Genomic DNA, 17,380 nt, shown 5'->3' with positions numbered 1-17,380 from the left:
TTCCGGAAAAGGATTATTCTTTTTGTTTTTCACTTATCGTTTCCCAATTCTTTTGTTTGCCAATGAAACGAACAAGACCATGTTGGTCCCCAAAAGCGCCTGCAAAATATTTGATCGAGTCATGCAAGTTTCATTGGGTCAGTGTTTTAAATTTATTATGCTTAATGAAACCAATAATTTTTGAGGTTCCCTGTTCCTTGTCCCTATCGTTACCGGGCATTGGCATTTCTTTGGTATCCAGATGGAAGCCGGGTAAGAAATGATTTTTGTTAGGCGAATCTCTGGTCAGAAATGTTATGAATCCTTTTGGGTCATACTTTCCAACATGAGTTGAGCCGTTATTTTGCTGCACCCGGGTTTTCCCATAATATCTCTCAGCTCGTCGTAATCGGACAACATTTTTTGGCGCAGGGAATGGTCGTAGAGAATTTTTTCGAGCTCTTCTTTAAGGGATTCATGCGTCATTTCTTGCTGAAACAATTCCTTTACAACTTCTTTTCCCGAAATTAAATTGACCAAAGAGATGTAAGGAACTTTAATGATAATTTTTTTTGCCATGAAGTGGGTGAAGGCACCTCCCCACATTTTGTAACAGACCACTTGCGGGCAATTCAGTAATGCCGCCTCGAGGGTGGCTGTTCCCGAAGTCACCATTGCAGCGGCAGCGTGCTTTAGCAAAGAATAGGTTTCGTCAAACACCACTTTGAAGCTCTCGTTTGGTGAGAAAAACTGTTGGTAATAATCGGCTTCAAAAGAGGGCGCACCGGCAATGATGAACTGATGATCGGGGAAGTGTCTTTTCATGTCTGCCATGTATGGCAGAAGCCGTTCAATTTCCTGTTTTCGGCTCCCCGGAAGAATGGCTACCATGGGGCGGTCCGGCAGGTTCAGCCTTTGGAGAAACGCCGCTTTAGTTTCCTCCTTGTTTTTTCTGTTGTGGATGGCATCCAAAATGGGGTTTCCGGAGTAGGCCACCGGGATATTGTGTTTGGCAAAGAATTCGGTTTCGAAGGGCAATATGGTGAACATTTTGTCCACCCATTTTTTGATTCGTTTGACCCGACTGGTGTTCCAGGCCCAAATTTTCGGCGAGATATAATAGAATACCCGAAACCCAAAGTGATGGGCAAATTTGGCAATTCTCAGATTAAAGCCCGGATAATCGACCAAAATAACGACATCGGGACGAAAGCGCAGGATGTCTTCCCGGCATTCATCCAGGTTTCGAAATATGGATTTCAGATTGATTAATACCTCCCAAACGCCCATGTAGGCCGTTTCCCGGTAGTGACGAACCAGCGTTCCGCCCTGAGCCGCCATTAAATCGCCGCCCCAATATCTAAAATCCGCTTCCCGGTCCAGTTCTTTTAACTCTTTCATTAAATTGGAAGCATGTAGATCACCTGAAGCTTCACCGGCTATAATGTAATACTTCATTGTATTAAAATATTTTTGATTTACGGGCAGGGATTTGTGTGCTTATGGATGAATTCATGTTAATCGACCGTAAAATTATTGTCATCATCTGAAAAATTGCAGTTTGTGCCTGAACTGCTATATGGGTTCACTGTTTTAGGTCAAGGACAAATGAATTCTCTTAAATCGAAATCCAAATCATTAAGAAAAATACAAAGATCTATTGAATTTAATTGTTAATTAAAAGGGTTGGCTATAAAATGAATGGTGGTCTTACATTAAAAGCCTGACCACCATGGTAACCACCGCCCAAATAACCGTGGCCAACACCACGCCCCGTGCAGCCAGCAACCGCTCAGTACGTATGGCAATAAAAAATACCAGGAGATTAGGCAGTACACTGATGCTGATCAGTTTTCCCAGACTGTGAAGTCGGAACAGACTATTGAGAAATTCTCCAAATTCAAGCTCTCCATCATATCTTCCTTCGAAAAGAAGAAATCCAAAAATAATTGGAAGAAGTAAACCTGTTATTAAACCTAATATCTGTTTGTTACACCAACACATTATGTCAAAATCCTGTTTTTGGTTTCTACTCAACTTTTATAACGGTAAAATCGATTAATCCACTGTAATATTCAGCGTTTATTCATTTTCCAGCTTGCTTTTTGTCGGGATAAAATGCGCCTTTAAATGCTCTATGGCGGAGTGATTGGTAATGTCGAGATGGCAAGGAACCACAGAGACAAATCCTTGTGCCAGAGCATACTCGTCGGTATCGGTGGCCTGAGGTTCCAGATTCTGAAATGTCCCTGTCAACCAATAATATTTTTGTTTTCTTGGGTCTTCTCTTTCCAGGAACTCTTCACCCCATTTTCCTTTGGCCTGCCGGCAGATCTTAATCCCTTTTAATTGTTTTCCTTTTGGCATGTTAACGTTGAGGAAGGTGTCTTCGGGCAGGCCATGTTGTAAAACATGATGTATGATCTGCCGCACATAGGGCCGGGTTGCGGAAAAATCGGCATTGGGATCATAGTCGAGCAGTGAGAAGCCAATTGCGTTGATCTGGTTCAAGACCCCTTCGCGGGCTGCCCCGAGGGTGCCGCTGTAGTGAACGCTCGAAGAACTGTTGCTGCCATGGTTAATGCCGGAAAGTACCAGATCGGGTTTGCGTGGCAGCAGCGTATTTAAGGCAAGTTTAACGCAATCCACCGGCGTTCCGTTGGTTTTGAAAACGAACAACCCCTTTTTATGACTTAACTGTTTGACAAAAAGCGGAAGCTTCACGGTTATGGCATTGGACATTCCCGAACGTGCTTCGTCGGGGGCTACCACCACCACATTTCCAAATTCTGTGGCTATTTCACGTAATACACTTAAACCTCCAGCATCATAACCATCGTCGTTGGTGACCAAAATTAAGGGACGATGGTTTTCTTCAAATTCTATCATATCTGTTGTTTGTAATTTCTGTCTTAATTCTTTTTTTCCTGTCAAAGATATTGAAATATGGTGAAACAACAATGTAGGTGAGGTATTGTGGCGATCTTATCAGGATTTAACAGGGACGGCCAATGGCTTAATAAAATCTAACGACCAATTATTCGTTGTTTGAAGCATATTTAATTATTTTTGCTGGTCATTTAGATTTCTTTCAAACGATTGATTATTCGCAAATAAAATTCAACTTATTCATGAATATTTCATACAACTGGCTAAAAAACTACATTTCGACTGAATTACCTGCTGACCAAATAGCTGCTATTCTTACGGATCTGGGGCTGGAAGTTGGTTCAGTTGAGGAGGTGGATTCTGTTAAAGGAGGCCTTAAAGGACTTGTTATTGGAGAAGTGTTGACTTGTGAAAAACACCCCAATGCCGATAAATTAAGCAAAACAACCGTGGATGTGGGAGAGGGAGAACCTCTTCCCATTGTATGTGGGGCGCCCAACGTGGCCGCAGGGCAGAAAGTGGTGGTGGCAAAAGTCGGAACCACCATTTATCCTTTATCAGGAGAAGAATTTGAAATTAAAAAGGCCAAAATACGCGGAGAGGTTTCGCAGGGTATGATATGTGCCGAAGATGAAATCGGGTTGGGACCTAATCACGATGGCATTATGGTTTTAGATGCTGATGCCATACCGGGAACTCCGGCTGCACAGTATTTTAATATCGAGACGGACATAATTTTTGAAGTGGATCTTACCCCCAACCGAATTGACGGAGCGTCACACATCGGCGTGGCGCGTGACCTGGCAGCCAAACTTAAACAAACCGATCCTGCAGTGGAAGTGAAGTGGCCATCCGTAGAAGATTTTGGTATCGATAATCGTGCCTGGCCGGTATCAGTTGAGGTTGCGGATAATGAAGGTTGTATTCGTTATAGCGGGTTGACCATTTCCAATCTGGAAGTTAAAGAATCGCCCGATTGGCTTAAGAATCGATTGAGAGCAATCGGCCAGACCCCCATTAATAATGTGGTGGATGTTACCAATTTTATCCTGCATGAACTGGGGCAACCTCTCCATGCCTTTGATGGGGATAAGATTAAGGGCAATAGAGTAATTGTGAGGCGTTTGGCCGGTGGAACCAAATTTACCACGCTGGATGAGAATGAGCGCGAATTGCATGAGCAGGATTTGATGATTTGTAACGCCGAAGAAGGAATGTGTATTGCCGGCGTCTTTGGCGGATTAGAAAGTGGCGTTACCGATAGCACAAGGAAAATATTTTTGGAAAGTGCCTGCTTTAATCCGGTGTATATTCGGAAGACAGCCAAAAGACATGGACTCAATACGGATGCATCGTTCCGGTTTGAACGGGGAACCGATCCCAATATGACGGTTTATGCCTTGAAGCGCGCTGCAATGTTGATTAAGGAAGTTGCGGGAGGCACAATTTCTTCAGATATAGTGGATGTTTATCCCGAGCCGGTTCAGCCTTTCAGCGTTGAATTGTCGTTGAATCATGTGCAACGTTTGATCGGAAAAAAAATTGAATCGGACCAAATCAGAAATATCCTTCAGGCTTTGGATATCGAGATGAAATCAGAAGAAAACGGAGTCTGGAAGTTGGAAGTTCCGCCCTACCGTGTGGATGTCCAGAGAGAAGCTGATGTTATTGAAGAGATTCTTCGTGTTTACGGCTATAATAATGTGGCGGATCCTGATAAACTGAATGCTACCATAATATACCGGGAAAAGCCGGACATTGGGGAATTGAGAAACAAAGTTTCATCCCAACTGGTGGCTCAGGGCTTTATGGAAATCATGAACAATTCGCTAACCAAAGGCGGCTATTATGACCAGTCGGAAACGTATGCCAGAAACCGGGTGGTTGAATTGATAAATCCGCTGAGTTCCGACCTTAATGGTTTGCGTCAGACCCTGTTGTTTGGCGGCCTTGAGACCATCCGCCATAACAGGAATCGTCAAAATCCAAATCTGCGACTCTTTGAGTTTGGTAACTGTTACAGTCTGAAAGAAGATAAGTTGTCAACCGACCTTGGCAGCTATCGGGAAGAGGAGAAGCTGGCCTTGCTAGCTACCGGTAACCTTTCAGAAGGCGATTGGAATACGCCCGACAGGAAAGTCTCCTTCTTCGATCTTAAAAGCTGGTCGTTGAATATTCTGGAAAGGATGGGTATTGATACTTCTCAATGTAAAGAAACGGATTGCAACAATGATTTGATTTCTGAAGGATTGCAAGTAACCACTGTTGATGGACAAGCATTGTTTATCATAGGGATGGTTGACTCCAAACTATTGAAACAGTTTGATATTGATGATGCTGTTTATTTTGCGGAGATGAATTGGCCCGCTCTGGTAAAACTTTCTGCAAGACAAGAGGTGACTTTCACTGAAATTTCCAGATTTCCGGAAGTGAAACGTGATTTGGCGCTGTTGCTTGACAAACCAATCATGTTTAAAGATATTCGAAATCTGGCGTTTAAAACTGAAAAGAAATACCTGAAAAATGTTTCACTCTTCGATGTGTATGAAGGCCAAAAACTTGGGCCAGGGAAAAAGTCTTATGCCATTTCTTTCACCTTGCAGGACCGAGAAAAAACCCTAAAGGATAAGCAGATTGATAAAACCATGAACAATCTTACCCGGATATTTGAAAAAGAACTGGGTGCAAAGTTGAGATAAACGAGCTTTCCTTAAAACAAAACGGACCGTGGCAGTTGTGGAGATGTGTCCGGAAGGAATAGATGTAAGGTTGGGATGAGCCAATATGCGGCGTCGTGTAATCAAGCGCCTATAACAATTGCAGAATAAGGATGAATGTTCGGTCTTGGACTGGGATAATATAAAAAGAATACGGAAGCCATCTAAATAGATAGCTTCCGTTCCTAACCTTAACCCTAACCCAAAATTATGAAAATCTATATATTAGATTGATAGCTTAATCAAAAGTTTAAAGAAAGAGATAAAAATTTTTCATGATCTGAATATTAGCAGAAAAGGAACTTTTTATCTCTTTCTTTATTGTTGACCTAACCAAAACCTTATCTTATGAAGAAAACTTCACGGTCTTTAACGGTACATTTAAGGAAAAGTTTCGGTAATTGGTAAAATATTTATCATTTCTTTACTGGCCAAGAGATCAATAGGGATGCCTCATTTTTATAGGTCAAGTTTTTTCCTGATGACTTTAGGAAGCGCCTCTTTATTTACCATTATTGAAACGGTTTTAAGTTTTACAAAGCTCTCAGAGGCATAGAGGTATCCATCGTATTTGTTGTCGGTATTCCAAGAGTTCTTAACTTTATAGTAGATGGTTCCGTTTTGATCTTTAACCATTCCAACGATATGCATTCCATGGTCATCGGTAGTTTGGTAGTTGTCAAATGCTTTTTGCCGGAGCTCTTGAGTAATCTTTTTTTCAGGAACTGGGGCTTCAAAAGAATACATTTGTTTCTGAAGTTTTTCTTTAGTGATGTCTTCCCATCGTGATCGTTCCGTATCACTCAATTCTTCAAAGTCTTCGGCAGGAATGATGGCAATTCCGTTTTTGTATGAAAATCCTTTTTCGCTGACATCAGTAGCCCAGCCAACGGTATATCCTTCCTCCAACGAGTGGTTGATGATATCGATCATTTCCTGCAGTTTGACGTTGTAAACCGCGCCCCACAACCAGTTGTCGGGTATTTCGATGACAAAAGTTTCATAAAATGGATGGTGGGAGAATGATGTTACCTGAATGTAATCGTCGGGATTAATACCGGTTACTTCTTTGGCAAAGGTTTGCGGCGTATAATTTTTCCCTTTGTATTCAAAAGTTTCCGGAAGTTTACCCAGATAGGCATCCAAGATGCCGTTGAAGCCTTTATGCCATGCTGTGCTTAATTCTTTGTTTGGATTTTTAATGATGCCCTCTACATAGCTCCTGAGTACTTCATCCATCTCGCCATGAACATGTTTTTCTTGTCCATAGTTGAGACCGCCATAAACACTTTCGGGAACCGCACCATAATTTTTCAGCACATATAAAACATCATGAAAAGCTCCTCCGGCCCCAAAATTTAAATGACCATGAAGTCGGACATATTTCTTGGCCTTGTCGGCGTAACAATGACGGACAATAAACATCTCGGAAAAATCGATGGGCTCTTTTCCCTTTCTGATCATTTCTGATTCAAGAAAAGAAACGCCTGAAAAGCTCCAGCAGGTGCCTGAACGGTGCTGGTCTTTCACCGAAGTGGCAGGCAAATCTACAATGGTTTCAAACTGATATCCCTCGGATTTTTGATGCTTTGAAGATTGATCCTGAGAGTGTGTATAAATTGGTGCACCCAACAGAAACAAGATAATGGGAAAAAGTGCTGTTCTACTCATAATGTTTGAAATGTTTTGATTATTGCGTATTTAATAGAATTATGCAGATCCTCTTCAAATTAGGGGAAAAAAGTCATGCAAAAATATGACAATATTCATTTGATAAAAAAAAGAATCCCGAAAAATAATGGATGTTAATGATATTGTGATAAAGATGAGAATAATTCAAACCTCTTGGGGTGTTTTTCGTAAAGGCTGTATTTTGGCAGGTTATAATTTGCCGTCATGAACCTCTTTGAAGGGAGGAGTTGTTTTTAATCGCTTTTATTAATAATTATGAACAGATTTAGTTGTAAAAAAAAGTTGGCCGGAATTATGATATTGGTATCGGTGCTTCTGGCAGGTGGATGTGCTTCTAAAAAATACATGAACAAAGCATTAGAGCTGGAAGAAGCCGGCCTGTTTACCGAAGCTGCCGATTTTTATTTTCGAGCCCTTCAATCAAAAAGAGACAATATTGATGCTAAAGTCGGATTGAAACGTACCGGTCAATTGGTGCTAAATCAAAAAACAGATCAGTTTATGTCGTTTTATCGAAACGATCAATATAAGGACGCTGTTTATGCATTTTTGGAGGCAACCGCCTATCAAGGAAGAGCTAAAGTGCTGGGAGTGGATCTGAATATCTCTGAAAGTACAGGTGTTTATTTTAAAGAGGTTAAGGAAATATTTCTTAATGAGCAATATGGAAAAGCCGTTACATTTTTGGAAGCAGAAAATTTTTCGGAAGCGTTGACTCTTTTGACAGAGATCCTGAAAATTGAACCCGGTTATCGGGATGCATCTCAACATTGGGTTACCGCGCGCTATGAACCGGTTTATCGTCAAGGGCAGGCTTATTTGAAGAATGATCGGTTCAGAAGTGCATATTATGCTTTTGAAGAGATTCTTGCCGGCACTGACGGGTATAAATCGGCTGCAGAACTCAAAGATTATGCACGAGAAAAAGCTTTAATTAGAATCGGCGTGTTGTCTTATTATGCTTCCGGATTGACGCAAAAGAATGTTGCTGAAGAATTGAAATCTCAAATTATTGCCGGAATAACGAAGCAACAATCGCCGTTTTATGAAATCGTCGAGGTTACCCAGCCCGACAGAACCGATAATGCCCTTCTTCTTTTTAAGGAAATATTTATTGACAAGAAATCCTCTTCCATTTCATTACCATCCAATGTGGATGCCGTTTTATCTTGTAAGATAAATGATTATAGAAGTGGTACTTCATCTCTTAAAATGAAAAAACGTAAAGCCTGGTTAAAAACAACCGTAAATTTGATCGATGAGAATGGTATTGAAGAAAAAGTCATCGAATATAAAAAAGTTTACTATTACGAGTATTCACAAAATAGCTATCTGAATATGAATTTGTCATATTCCCTGGTTGATGTGGATAGTAAAAAAATTATGGTGAGTGATTTAATCCAAAAACAACTAAAGGATGAAGTAAAATATGCCTCTTATGAAGGTGATTATCGTGATCTGATTCCGGGGACATGGTATTCTATTTCTTCCAGTAGTGACCAGGATAAGAGGTATGAAGACAAAACTTCAGTGGATAAGTTTCAAGCACTGTTTGTTCAAAGAAAAAAGGTGGTTAGCGATTTTGATTTGAAAAAACAGGCAATGAGTGAATTGTCCGATGAAATAGCCCAAAAGGTGATAGCTTATAATCCGGAAATTTAATGGTATGAAATTTAATCGTGTTTTTTTGACTGCTTTGACAATTGCATTGTTGACTGCCATAGGGGGGTGTCGCTCTTCAAAAGATACGGCCGCTGGTATATCGGAGCCTCCTTCTTGGATTTTGAATCGACCGGTGTTATCCGGTTATTACTTCGGTATTGGGTCGGTTCAAAAGCAGGGCTCATCGCAACTATATCGACAAAGAGCCGCAGATAAAGCGATGGCCGATATCGCCGGACAGATTAGTACGAGTATTCAAAGTAATGTTTCAATATATCAGGTAGAAGATAAGTTTGGGGTGAGAGAGGTCTTTGAAAACCAAATTAAGTCAGAAAGTGAGGACTTTTTGGAAGGGCAGGAGCTGATGGACGAATACGAAGATGAACAATACTATTATGTTATTTACCGGTTGTCGAAAGAGACTTATCGGCAGAAAAGGGAGGAGAGAAGAACTAAAGCCATAAATGCTGCTTTGCAAAATTATAAAACGGGCATCGAAAAGCTTGAAATAAATGATTATCAGCTTTCCGTTTTATTTTTTGTAAAGGCTCTTGAATCTATTTCTCCCTTTTTTGATGAGAAGGCTGTTGTTGCGGATGGCTCCCAAACTATCGATCTTTTTGCGAATCCCTTGGAGAAACTTAAAAACATATTAGCCCTTTTTACCATTAAATCCTCCCATCAGACTATGGCTTTGTCTGATCAATTGGATGGATTACAATTCACTGTTACAGCAGATCAAGGCCGACCGGTGAAAGGTGTTCCGATCATGTTTTTGTTAGAGGGAGGATATCTGATATCCAATAGGGGGGAAACGGATATTAATGGTCAATGTGGGGCTCCAAGGTTGAATTATTCCAATCATCGGGCAAAGCTTACGCTTACGGCAAAAGTGGACTTTATGCGTTGGATTAATCAAAGCACTGAAAATATTGAATTGAGAAAGCTAATAAAGAAATGGCCCGTTTCCGAGTGCGAGGTTGAGCTCGTTAGGTGATTGAAAGTATCGAATGCCCTCCGAGATATAAAAAAGACTGAGTAGTTGCACGCGCTTTTATTTTTGTTTTTTTCTGTTTATAGGTTGTTGAACCAATGAATGGTATCTCCTTTATTGTTTAAAAATTAAAATTTTCCGCAAAAAATAATTAATTCCGCAAATAATTCATTGGGTGTGCTGTTTCTTTTATTATTTTTGTGGTCCAAATTGACCCAAAAGTCATACTGATATGTCATCGAAACGCACTTCTTTAAAAGATATTGCCGATGCTCTGAATACATCTGTATCAACAGTTTCCAGAGCGTTAAAGGATCATCCGGACATTAGTCCTGAATTAAAGAAGAAGATTCAGGCGATGGCATTTGAGAAGAACTATCAGCACAAAGGAAGTTCCGCAAAAAATGCAAAAAGTTCCGCAAAAACTATCGGCGTTATCGTGCCTGATATGGTTACTTATTTTTTCTCATCCGTTATTCAGGGGATTGAAAGTTATGTCAAGGAGAATGGATATTTTGTGGTGATCACCAATTCATACGATTCTGCTGAAAAAGAAGAGAAATGTGTAGAGCATCTTATTGAGATCGGGGTATGTGGAGTCATTTCATCGATTGCTCAGGAAACAAAAAGTTTAAACCATTTTGGGCGGCTTACTACGGGAAATGTTCCAATCGTGTTTTTCGACCGGGTCTCGGAGACAGATCGCATCTCTTCAGTTGTAATTGATAATACTTATACGGCGCTTGAATTAACCCGACATTTTTATAAGAACGGAGCCCGACGGATAGCTTTCTTGGCTGGGCCACGACATTTAAGTATTACCAAAGAGCGTATGGCGGGTTATCTCAGTGGGCTTATTGAATGTGGGTTGCCTGTGAATAATAGTTATATGGCATACACCGGTCTTTCTGCAGATGCGGCAGAGACTGCTGCGAGTCAATTGCTACAATTGGCTGATCCTCCGGATGCATTGTTGTGTATAAATGATACCGTTGCGTTTGGGGCAATGAGGGCCATCCGAAAGAGCGGACTTTCTATTCCTAACGACATTGCCTTGTCGGGATTTACCAATGAGATGCACGCTACCGTGGTAGAACCGACTTTAACTTCGGTGCAGCAGCCCACTTTTGAAATGGGACAGGAGGCAGCCAAAATGATTATTGATCAAATTGAAAATGGAATTTATGATTTACCTCGACAAGTGGTGTTGAAATCTCATTTGGTGGTTAGAGAATCTTCTCAGAGAAAAGATAATTAATCAATTATTAGTAATTCAATCGAGCATTGCAAAATGGATCCCGGTCAGGTGATTTAAATGTTTTGCCATGTAAGTTCTATCAAATTTTATGGATGTCATGAATAAAATTAATAAAATATGAATGAAACAATCATGATCAATTAAGATTATCACGAAAGAGGGTGTACAACCAATGATTAAGGGAGTTTCATAAGACTAATGTTTTTTAATAAATTTTATACTGATGAAATTAAACAGAAGTAGCATGAATATGCCGGCTAATCGTCCGGTGAAAATTATTCAGTTTGGAGAAGGAAATTTTCTACGTGCCTTTGTGGATTGGATGGTGCAGGAAATGAATGAAAAGGCGGATTTTAATGGGAATGTAATTGTCGTCCAGCCTATTGAAAAAGGAATGATCGACCGTCTTAATGAGCAGGATGGTCTTTATACTCTTATTTTAAAAGGAATAAAAGATAAGAAAAGTGTAAAGGATATTCATCTGATCGATTCTATTTCCCGTGGGGTAAATCCTTATGGTGAGTTTGATGAGTTTCTTAAATTGGCAGAAAATCCTGATGCCCGTTTTGTTGTTTCTAATACTACTGAAGCCGGTATTGCTTATCATGCGGAAGATAATCGGGATATGCAGCCGCCTTCATCTTTTCCTGCCAAGGTAGTTCTTCTTTTATACCATCGTTATAAAACGTTTCAGGGTAACAAAGAAAAAGGATTTGTGTTTTTACCCTGCGAATTGATTGAGCAAAATGGAGATAAGCTAAAAGAGTATGTTTTGAAATATGCCGCTCAATGGCAAATGGAACCATCTTTTATCGATTGGATACAGGAAGCCAATCAGTTTTGTAATACGTTGGTGGATCGAATTGTTCCCGGATACCGACCTGACAATATTGATGAAATACGAAATAGTAAAGGCTATGAAGATAATCTTGTGGTAGAAGGAGAACAGTATCACCTTTGGGTGATTAAAGGACAAAAAGAACTGGAACAGGAATTGCCGTTTTCTAAGGCTGGATTAAATGTTCGCATTGTGGAAGACGTTCAACCTTACCGTACCCGGAAGGTCAGGCTGTTGAATGGCCCGCATACCGTAATGACACCCATTGCTTATTTGTGTGGGGAAGAGTATGTTCGGAATACTATGCAGCATCCGGTTCTGGGAGATTTTGTCCGAAATGTGATGAGAGAGGAAATATTGCCTACCATCGATCTTCCTCGTGATGAAATGGAAAGGTACCTGGATCGCATCCTGGATCGGTTCTTGAATCCTTTTGTAGATCATGCCTTGCTGAGTATCAGTTTGAATAGCATTTCAAAATTCCGGGCAAGGGTGTTGCCAATTATTCTTGATTATGACTTAAAAAATGGAGAGTTGCCCGATGGTCTTGTTTTGGCTTTAGCTGCTATTTTCGCATTTTATAGAGGTAAAACATCTTCTGGAAAAACAATTCCGCTTCAGGATGATGAAATGGTCCTTGAGTTTTTCAAGCATCAATGGTTGCTTTACGAGAAAGAGGAACTTAGTGTTGAGGATTTAGTGGGTCGGGCATTAGAGAATAAGGAATTTTGGGGGCGAAATCTGAATGATATTTCCGGGTTGAAAGAAAAGACAACGAAATACCTTTCCGAAATTTTGTCGCAAGGTATGTTAAATGTAGTTCAATCAGTAGTAAATAGAAAGTTACATGCAACGGTTGCTTAAAATTAATCCTATCGATAATGTGGCGGTTGCCCTTACCGATATTCCTGCCGGTTCAGAAATTGAACAGCCTGGGATTGCAGTGACCACACAAACCCATATTCCTCGGGCTCACAAAGTGGCTTTGATCAATATTGAACAGGGAGATAATATTGTTAAATATGGTCAGTCAATCGGACATGCACTGACTGATATTGGCGCTGGCCAAGTAGTGAATCATAAGAATATCAAGACAAACCTTGAAGGAGTTCTGGAATATCGTTACAATCCGGTATTTAGGGAAAATCCATATTCCAATCGCCAACTGACTTTTAAAGGGTTTCGTCGAAAGAATGGAGAAGTAGGTATTCGTAATGAACTTTGGATAGTTCCAACGGTAGGATGTGTTAACGGGATTGGAGAACAGATGTTGAATCATTTAAAGGGTAAAGTCGATGCTTCCTTGATTGACGGGATGGAGATCTTTAAACACAATTATGGTTGTTCTCAGTTAGGAGATGACCATGAAAACACCCGAAAAATATTACGCGATATAGTTCTTCATCCGAATGCAGGAGGTGTTTTGGTTTTGGGATTGGGATGTGAGAATAATCAACCTCTTGCCTTTAAAGAATTATTGGGAGAGTTTGATTCGGAACGTATCAAGTTTCTGGTATGCCAGGATGTTGAAAACGAGCTTGAAGAAGGTGTTCGCCTTTTAAATGAATTGTTCGATAAAATGGTGCTAGACCAACGGGAGGATATCCCTCTTTCTGAGCTGAGAATTGGATTAAAATGCGGCGCTTCAGATGGTTTTTCCGGAATAAGTGCCAACCCTTTGTTGGGGGCATTTTCTGATTTTTTGGTAGCTCAGGGGGGAACAACGATTCTTACCGAAGTTCCGGAAATGTTTGGTGCTGAGAATTTGTTGATGGAACGTGCCGAAAATAAAGAGGTGTTTCATAAAATCGTTGAGCTTATCAATAATTTTAAAGAATACTTTATTAAAAGTAATCAGCCTGTTTATGAGAATCCTTCACCTGGTAATAAGGCCGGAGGAATTTCGACGCTTGAAGAAAAATCTTTGGGTTGCACACAAAAAGGAGGAACGGATAAAGTTCGGGATGTCTTGTCTTATGGTGATCGATTAAAAATTAAAGGGCTTAACCTCCTAAGTGCCCCTGGTAATGATCTGGTCGCGTCAACCGCTCTTGGAGCCTCCGGCTGTCATATGGTTTTGTTTACTACGGGCAGAGGGACTCCATTCGGAAGTTTTGTTCCAACAGTAAAAATATCCACCAATTCTTCTCTGTTTGAAAAGAAACCCCATTGGATCGATTTTGATGCCGGTGTTATTGCTGAAGGTACGCCGGTTGAGCAAGTATTGGAGGCGTTTATTCCATTCTTAATTGAGGTTGCAAGCGGAAAAATGGTTAATAACGAAATAAATGGATTCCGCGAGATATCTATATTTAAAACCGGGGTTACGTTATAATTTTTTAAATAAAAAAAGGTCTGTCGCATAATGCGAAGACCTTTAAAAACAGGACTATTAACGGTTTGGATAATTGAACCAGGTATGCCATCGTTATGGCACTTTTGTGATAGTGTTCTCCATAAAGTTTGTCTTGTTTTTACGGTTTATGGTTGAATGAAATGATGAATGCTGAAACCGGCCTGTCCAATAAATGGAAGGTGCCGGTTTCAGTATTAAAGGTTTATGAGAAATTGTTGTAGGCAGTCTCACCATGTTCGTAAACATCCAGACCTTCCTCTTCAACACGTTTGGAGACTCGCAATCCAATAGTTGCTTTTAGCGTCCTGAATAGGATGAAACCTAATGCCAGAGACCATGCTGCGACTGTGACTACTCCCAGTGCCTGTACCCCCAGTAAGGAAGCTCCACCGCCATAAAATAATCCTCCATCGGTGGCAAATAGACCCACCAAAAGGGTGCCTGCTGCACCACTGAAACCGTGAACAGATACGGCTCCAACCGGATCGTCAATTTTGAGTGCGTCTAGCAATTCAACACCGAAGATTAATACAACTCCGGCCACAATACCTATAATGACAGCTCCTCCCGGAGTTACGATGTCGCATCCTGCCGTGATGGCCACTAAGCCCGCCAAGGCGCCGTTGAGAGACAATCCTAATGAAGGTCTTTTGTAACGCATCCATGAAATGACCATAGCTGTTACGGTCCCTGCAGCTGCTGCAAGGTTCGTAGTGACAAAAATAGAGGCCACCGCTGAGATATTCTCCAGTCCACTGGCTGCCAGCTGTGATCCGGGGTTAAATCCAAACCAACCAAACCAGAGGATGAAAACACCAAGAGCACCAATGGTTAAATTATGCCCGGGAATAGCCTTGCGTTTGCCATTGTATTTCCCGATGCGAGGACCTAAAATGGCTGTTCCTACCAGTCCTAGCCATCCTCCCACAGAATGAACTACTGTTGAACCTGCGAAATCATGAAAACCCAGTTCACTGAGCCAGCCGCCGCCCCATACCCAGTGCCCCGAGATGGGATAGATGATGGCCGTAATAAAGAAACTGGCTATAATATAGGCTGAAAATTCGGTTCGCTCGGCCACGGCGCCGGAAACAATGGTGGCAGCGGTTGCCGCAAAAACTGTCTGGAAAATTAGCATTGCGTAGTCTACGTCGTTTCCGTAACTGCCCGAGAAAAAAAGATCAGGCATTCCAATAAAACCTCCCAGGTCGGTTCCAAACATCATGCTGAATCCTACAATCCAGAAGATAAGAGAGCCTACCGAAAAATCCAAGAAGTTTTTCATGAGTATGTTGGCTGTGTTTTTGGCCCTAGTAAATCCTGCTTCAACCATTGCAAATCCTGGCTGCATGAAAAAAACCAGGGCTGCGGCAATTAAAACCCATAATACGTCAAGAGAGACAGATATATCTGATACTTGTTTTGTAATTTCTTCCATAATTTTTGTCTATTAAGTGTTTAATCTGATAAAAGCCTGATTACTCCTCTTTCCCCTTAATGTAAAGGGATTCATCCCCTGCTTCTCCCGTCCTGATTCGGTAGGATTCTTCAATATCCACCACAAAAATTTTCCCATCTCCAATGGCGCCGGTTTTTGCCGATTCCATAATGGCATTAATGGTATTTTTCAGGTTTTTGTCTCGGACCACAATGGACATTTTTATGCGTTCTATCGAACTGGTGTCGTAAACGATTCCACGGAATGCGCGTTCTTCACGGGATTGACCAATACCTCGGACCTCCCAATACGAGAAGAAGTCGATGCCTACTTTACTTAATGCTTCCTTGACATCGTCAAATTTGGTTTTTCTTATTATGGCTTCAATTTTCTTCATGTGTATGTTGTTTTTTGTTAATGAATGCCCTGTTTTATTGGCAAGCTCAGGAAAATAAGGTTGTCAGAATGAGACACCTACTACCAGAAATAAACTTTCACTTTCGGGATTCAAAATGATAGCTCCGGAAAGGGGTAATGAAAAATAGTCAGTAAGTTTTATCTCTTTGGAAGCGCCAATGCCTACATTTACTATCCCAAAGTCTCCATCGGTGGTATAAACCTCGTCTCCGGCACCCAAAAATATATTGGCCACCCCAAAATCATAACCGGCCTCAAGGTATAATGACTTATCATCAGCTCCGGCAAAGAATTTTCCGGCTAATAAACTGAACTTTTTCAATGTAAGTGTTCCACTGATTTCTAAAGAATGATTATTCTCAAAATCAAAGTATTCGTCAGACATATCATCCAGAGGAAAATAATAATCGGTTAGTGTCAGTCCGAATACTTCACTAAAAGAATAGCCTGCATAGAGGTCAGCCTCCTGGGCCCCGGGCAAATTGGTGGTATATGCACCCCATGCGCCTAATACGAAACTACCTGCAGACATTTCCAGGTATGGCTGAATGCTTGGTGATCCACCAAAATCGGTTCCTCTCCATACATATCGGCTCATCAAATCGGCACCTACACTAACGTCTACTTGTGCCGTTGCTTTTGGGCTTAGAAAGAATAGTGTGGTAAATGCTATTCCTGTTAAAGCCATTTTTACGTTTCTCATAATGGTTAGTTAAAAATGTTAGTTGATTGATTATCTCTCCCTCAAAAAAAGAGGGGGGGAAGAAAAAAATTTATAAAAAATGAGTTGCCCTCCCTCTTTTTTGTTATGGGTATGGTGCAAATATATATCTTTTTTGAATTAGCAACCTAATTTTTTAGGGGGTAATGTTGTTAAAAATAATAAAAAATAAACACGACCCCCTTTTGCAAGGGGGGGTATGGAGGAAAAAATAAAATTTGTTGTATGGGTTTAGTTGGTGAAGTAGTTGGTAAGAAAATGTTTATTTGTCGTTGATTGCAGAGTTGAAGGGGTAATTATGTAAGAAGAATGATGATAATGGGGTAAGAGTAAGATTATTTTAAGTTATGTTGGTACAAAAAACATTGTAAAATAATGCTCTGGAAATATTTTATTCGTTACATTTGATTAAAACAATA

The 17,380-nt window shown here is 40.7% G+C and carries 13 protein-coding genes; 6 read left to right on the top strand and 7 right to left on the bottom strand.

The annotated features are described in order from the left end of the window. Window positions 1-294: 294 nt before the first annotated feature. The 3 genes from lpxB to surE form a co-directional block, all read right to left on the bottom strand. A complete protein-coding gene (gene lpxB, locus ACT29H_RS05585) occupies window positions 295-1,437 on the bottom strand; it encodes a lipid-A-disaccharide synthase (protein ID WP_444820622.1) in 1,143 nt (380 codons plus the stop codon). A gap of 252 nt (window positions 1,438-1,689) precedes the next feature. After that, window positions 1,690-1,983, bottom strand: coding sequence for a hypothetical protein (locus ACT29H_RS05580; protein WP_444820621.1), 294 nt, complete (start codon window positions 1,981-1,983; stop codon window positions 1,690-1,692). A 78-nt stretch (window positions 1,984-2,061) separates the two neighbouring features. Then, on the bottom strand, window positions 2,062-2,868 hold the full coding sequence (gene surE, locus ACT29H_RS05575; protein WP_444820620.1) for a 5'/3'-nucleotidase SurE: 807 nt from the start codon (window positions 2,866-2,868) through the stop codon (window positions 2,062-2,064). A gap of 242 nt (window positions 2,869-3,110) precedes the next feature. On the opposite strand from surE, the gene pheT reads away from it, so the two are divergent. Further along, window positions 3,111-5,567 (top strand): phenylalanine--tRNA ligase subunit beta, encoded by a 2,457-nt coding sequence (pheT, locus tag ACT29H_RS05570; RefSeq protein ID WP_444820619.1) that lies wholly within the window; start codon window positions 3,111-3,113, stop codon window positions 5,565-5,567. A 477-nt stretch (window positions 5,568-6,044) separates the two neighbouring features. Here pheT and ACT29H_RS05565 read toward each other — a convergent pair whose 3' ends face one another. Next, window positions 6,045-7,256 carry an aminopeptidase C gene (locus ACT29H_RS05565; RefSeq protein WP_444820618.1) on the bottom strand — a complete coding sequence of 404 codons (1,212 nt, stop codon included), beginning with the start codon at window positions 7,254-7,256 and terminating at the stop codon, window positions 6,045-6,047. Between the two features lie 276 nt (window positions 7,257-7,532). Between ACT29H_RS05565 and ACT29H_RS05560 the strand changes: the two genes are divergently transcribed. From ACT29H_RS05560 to ACT29H_RS05540, 5 genes are all read left to right on the top strand, one after another. Continuing rightward, window positions 7,533-8,939, top strand: a complete 1,407-nt coding sequence (locus tag ACT29H_RS05560; RefSeq protein WP_444820617.1) for a hypothetical protein — start codon at window positions 7,533-7,535, stop codon at window positions 8,937-8,939. A 4-nt stretch (window positions 8,940-8,943) separates the two neighbouring features. Further along, a complete protein-coding gene (locus tag ACT29H_RS05555; RefSeq protein ID WP_444820616.1) occupies window positions 8,944-9,936 on the top strand; it encodes an LPP20 family lipoprotein in 993 nt (330 codons plus the stop codon). A gap of 229 nt (window positions 9,937-10,165) precedes the next feature. Continuing rightward, window positions 10,166-11,191 (top strand): LacI family DNA-binding transcriptional regulator, encoded by a 1,026-nt coding sequence (locus ACT29H_RS05550; protein ID WP_444820615.1) that lies wholly within the window; start codon window positions 10,166-10,168, stop codon window positions 11,189-11,191. Window positions 11,192-11,414: 223 nt separating this feature from the next. Then, window positions 11,415-12,893: a tagaturonate reductase gene (locus ACT29H_RS05545; RefSeq protein ID WP_444820614.1), complete on the top strand. Its 1,479-nt coding sequence runs from the start codon at window positions 11,415-11,417 to the stop codon at window positions 12,891-12,893. Next, window positions 12,877-14,364 carry a UxaA family hydrolase gene (locus tag ACT29H_RS05540; RefSeq protein WP_444820613.1) on the top strand — a complete coding sequence of 496 codons (1,488 nt, stop codon included), beginning with the start codon at window positions 12,877-12,879 and terminating at the stop codon, window positions 14,362-14,364. The genes ACT29H_RS05545 and ACT29H_RS05540 overlap by 17 nt, the downstream gene beginning before the upstream one ends. Window positions 14,365-14,587: 223 nt before the next feature. Here the strand turns inward: ACT29H_RS05540 and ACT29H_RS05535 are convergent, their stop codons facing one another. The 3 genes from ACT29H_RS05535 to ACT29H_RS05525 form a co-directional block, all read right to left on the bottom strand. After that, entirely contained in the window at window positions 14,588-15,823 is a 1,236-nt protein-coding gene (locus ACT29H_RS05535; RefSeq protein WP_444820612.1) for an ammonium transporter, read from the bottom strand. Between the two features lie 40 nt (window positions 15,824-15,863). Further along, window positions 15,864-16,220, bottom strand: a complete 357-nt coding sequence (locus tag ACT29H_RS05530; RefSeq protein ID WP_444820611.1) for a P-II family nitrogen regulator — start codon at window positions 16,218-16,220, stop codon at window positions 15,864-15,866. Window positions 16,221-16,283: 63 nt separating this feature from the next. Further along, on the bottom strand, window positions 16,284-16,943 hold the full coding sequence (locus tag ACT29H_RS05525; RefSeq protein ID WP_444820610.1) for a TorF family putative porin: 660 nt from the start codon (window positions 16,941-16,943) through the stop codon (window positions 16,284-16,286). Between the last annotated feature and the right edge of the window lie 437 nt (window positions 16,944-17,380).

The sequence above is a fragment of the Thermophagus sp. OGC60D27 genome (assembly GCF_052400625.1).
GTDB lineage: Bacteria > Bacteroidota > Bacteroidia > Bacteroidales > Marinilabiliaceae > Thermophagus.
Note: the sequence above shows the minus strand (reverse complement) of the source record. Positions and strands in the feature narration are given on the sequence as shown.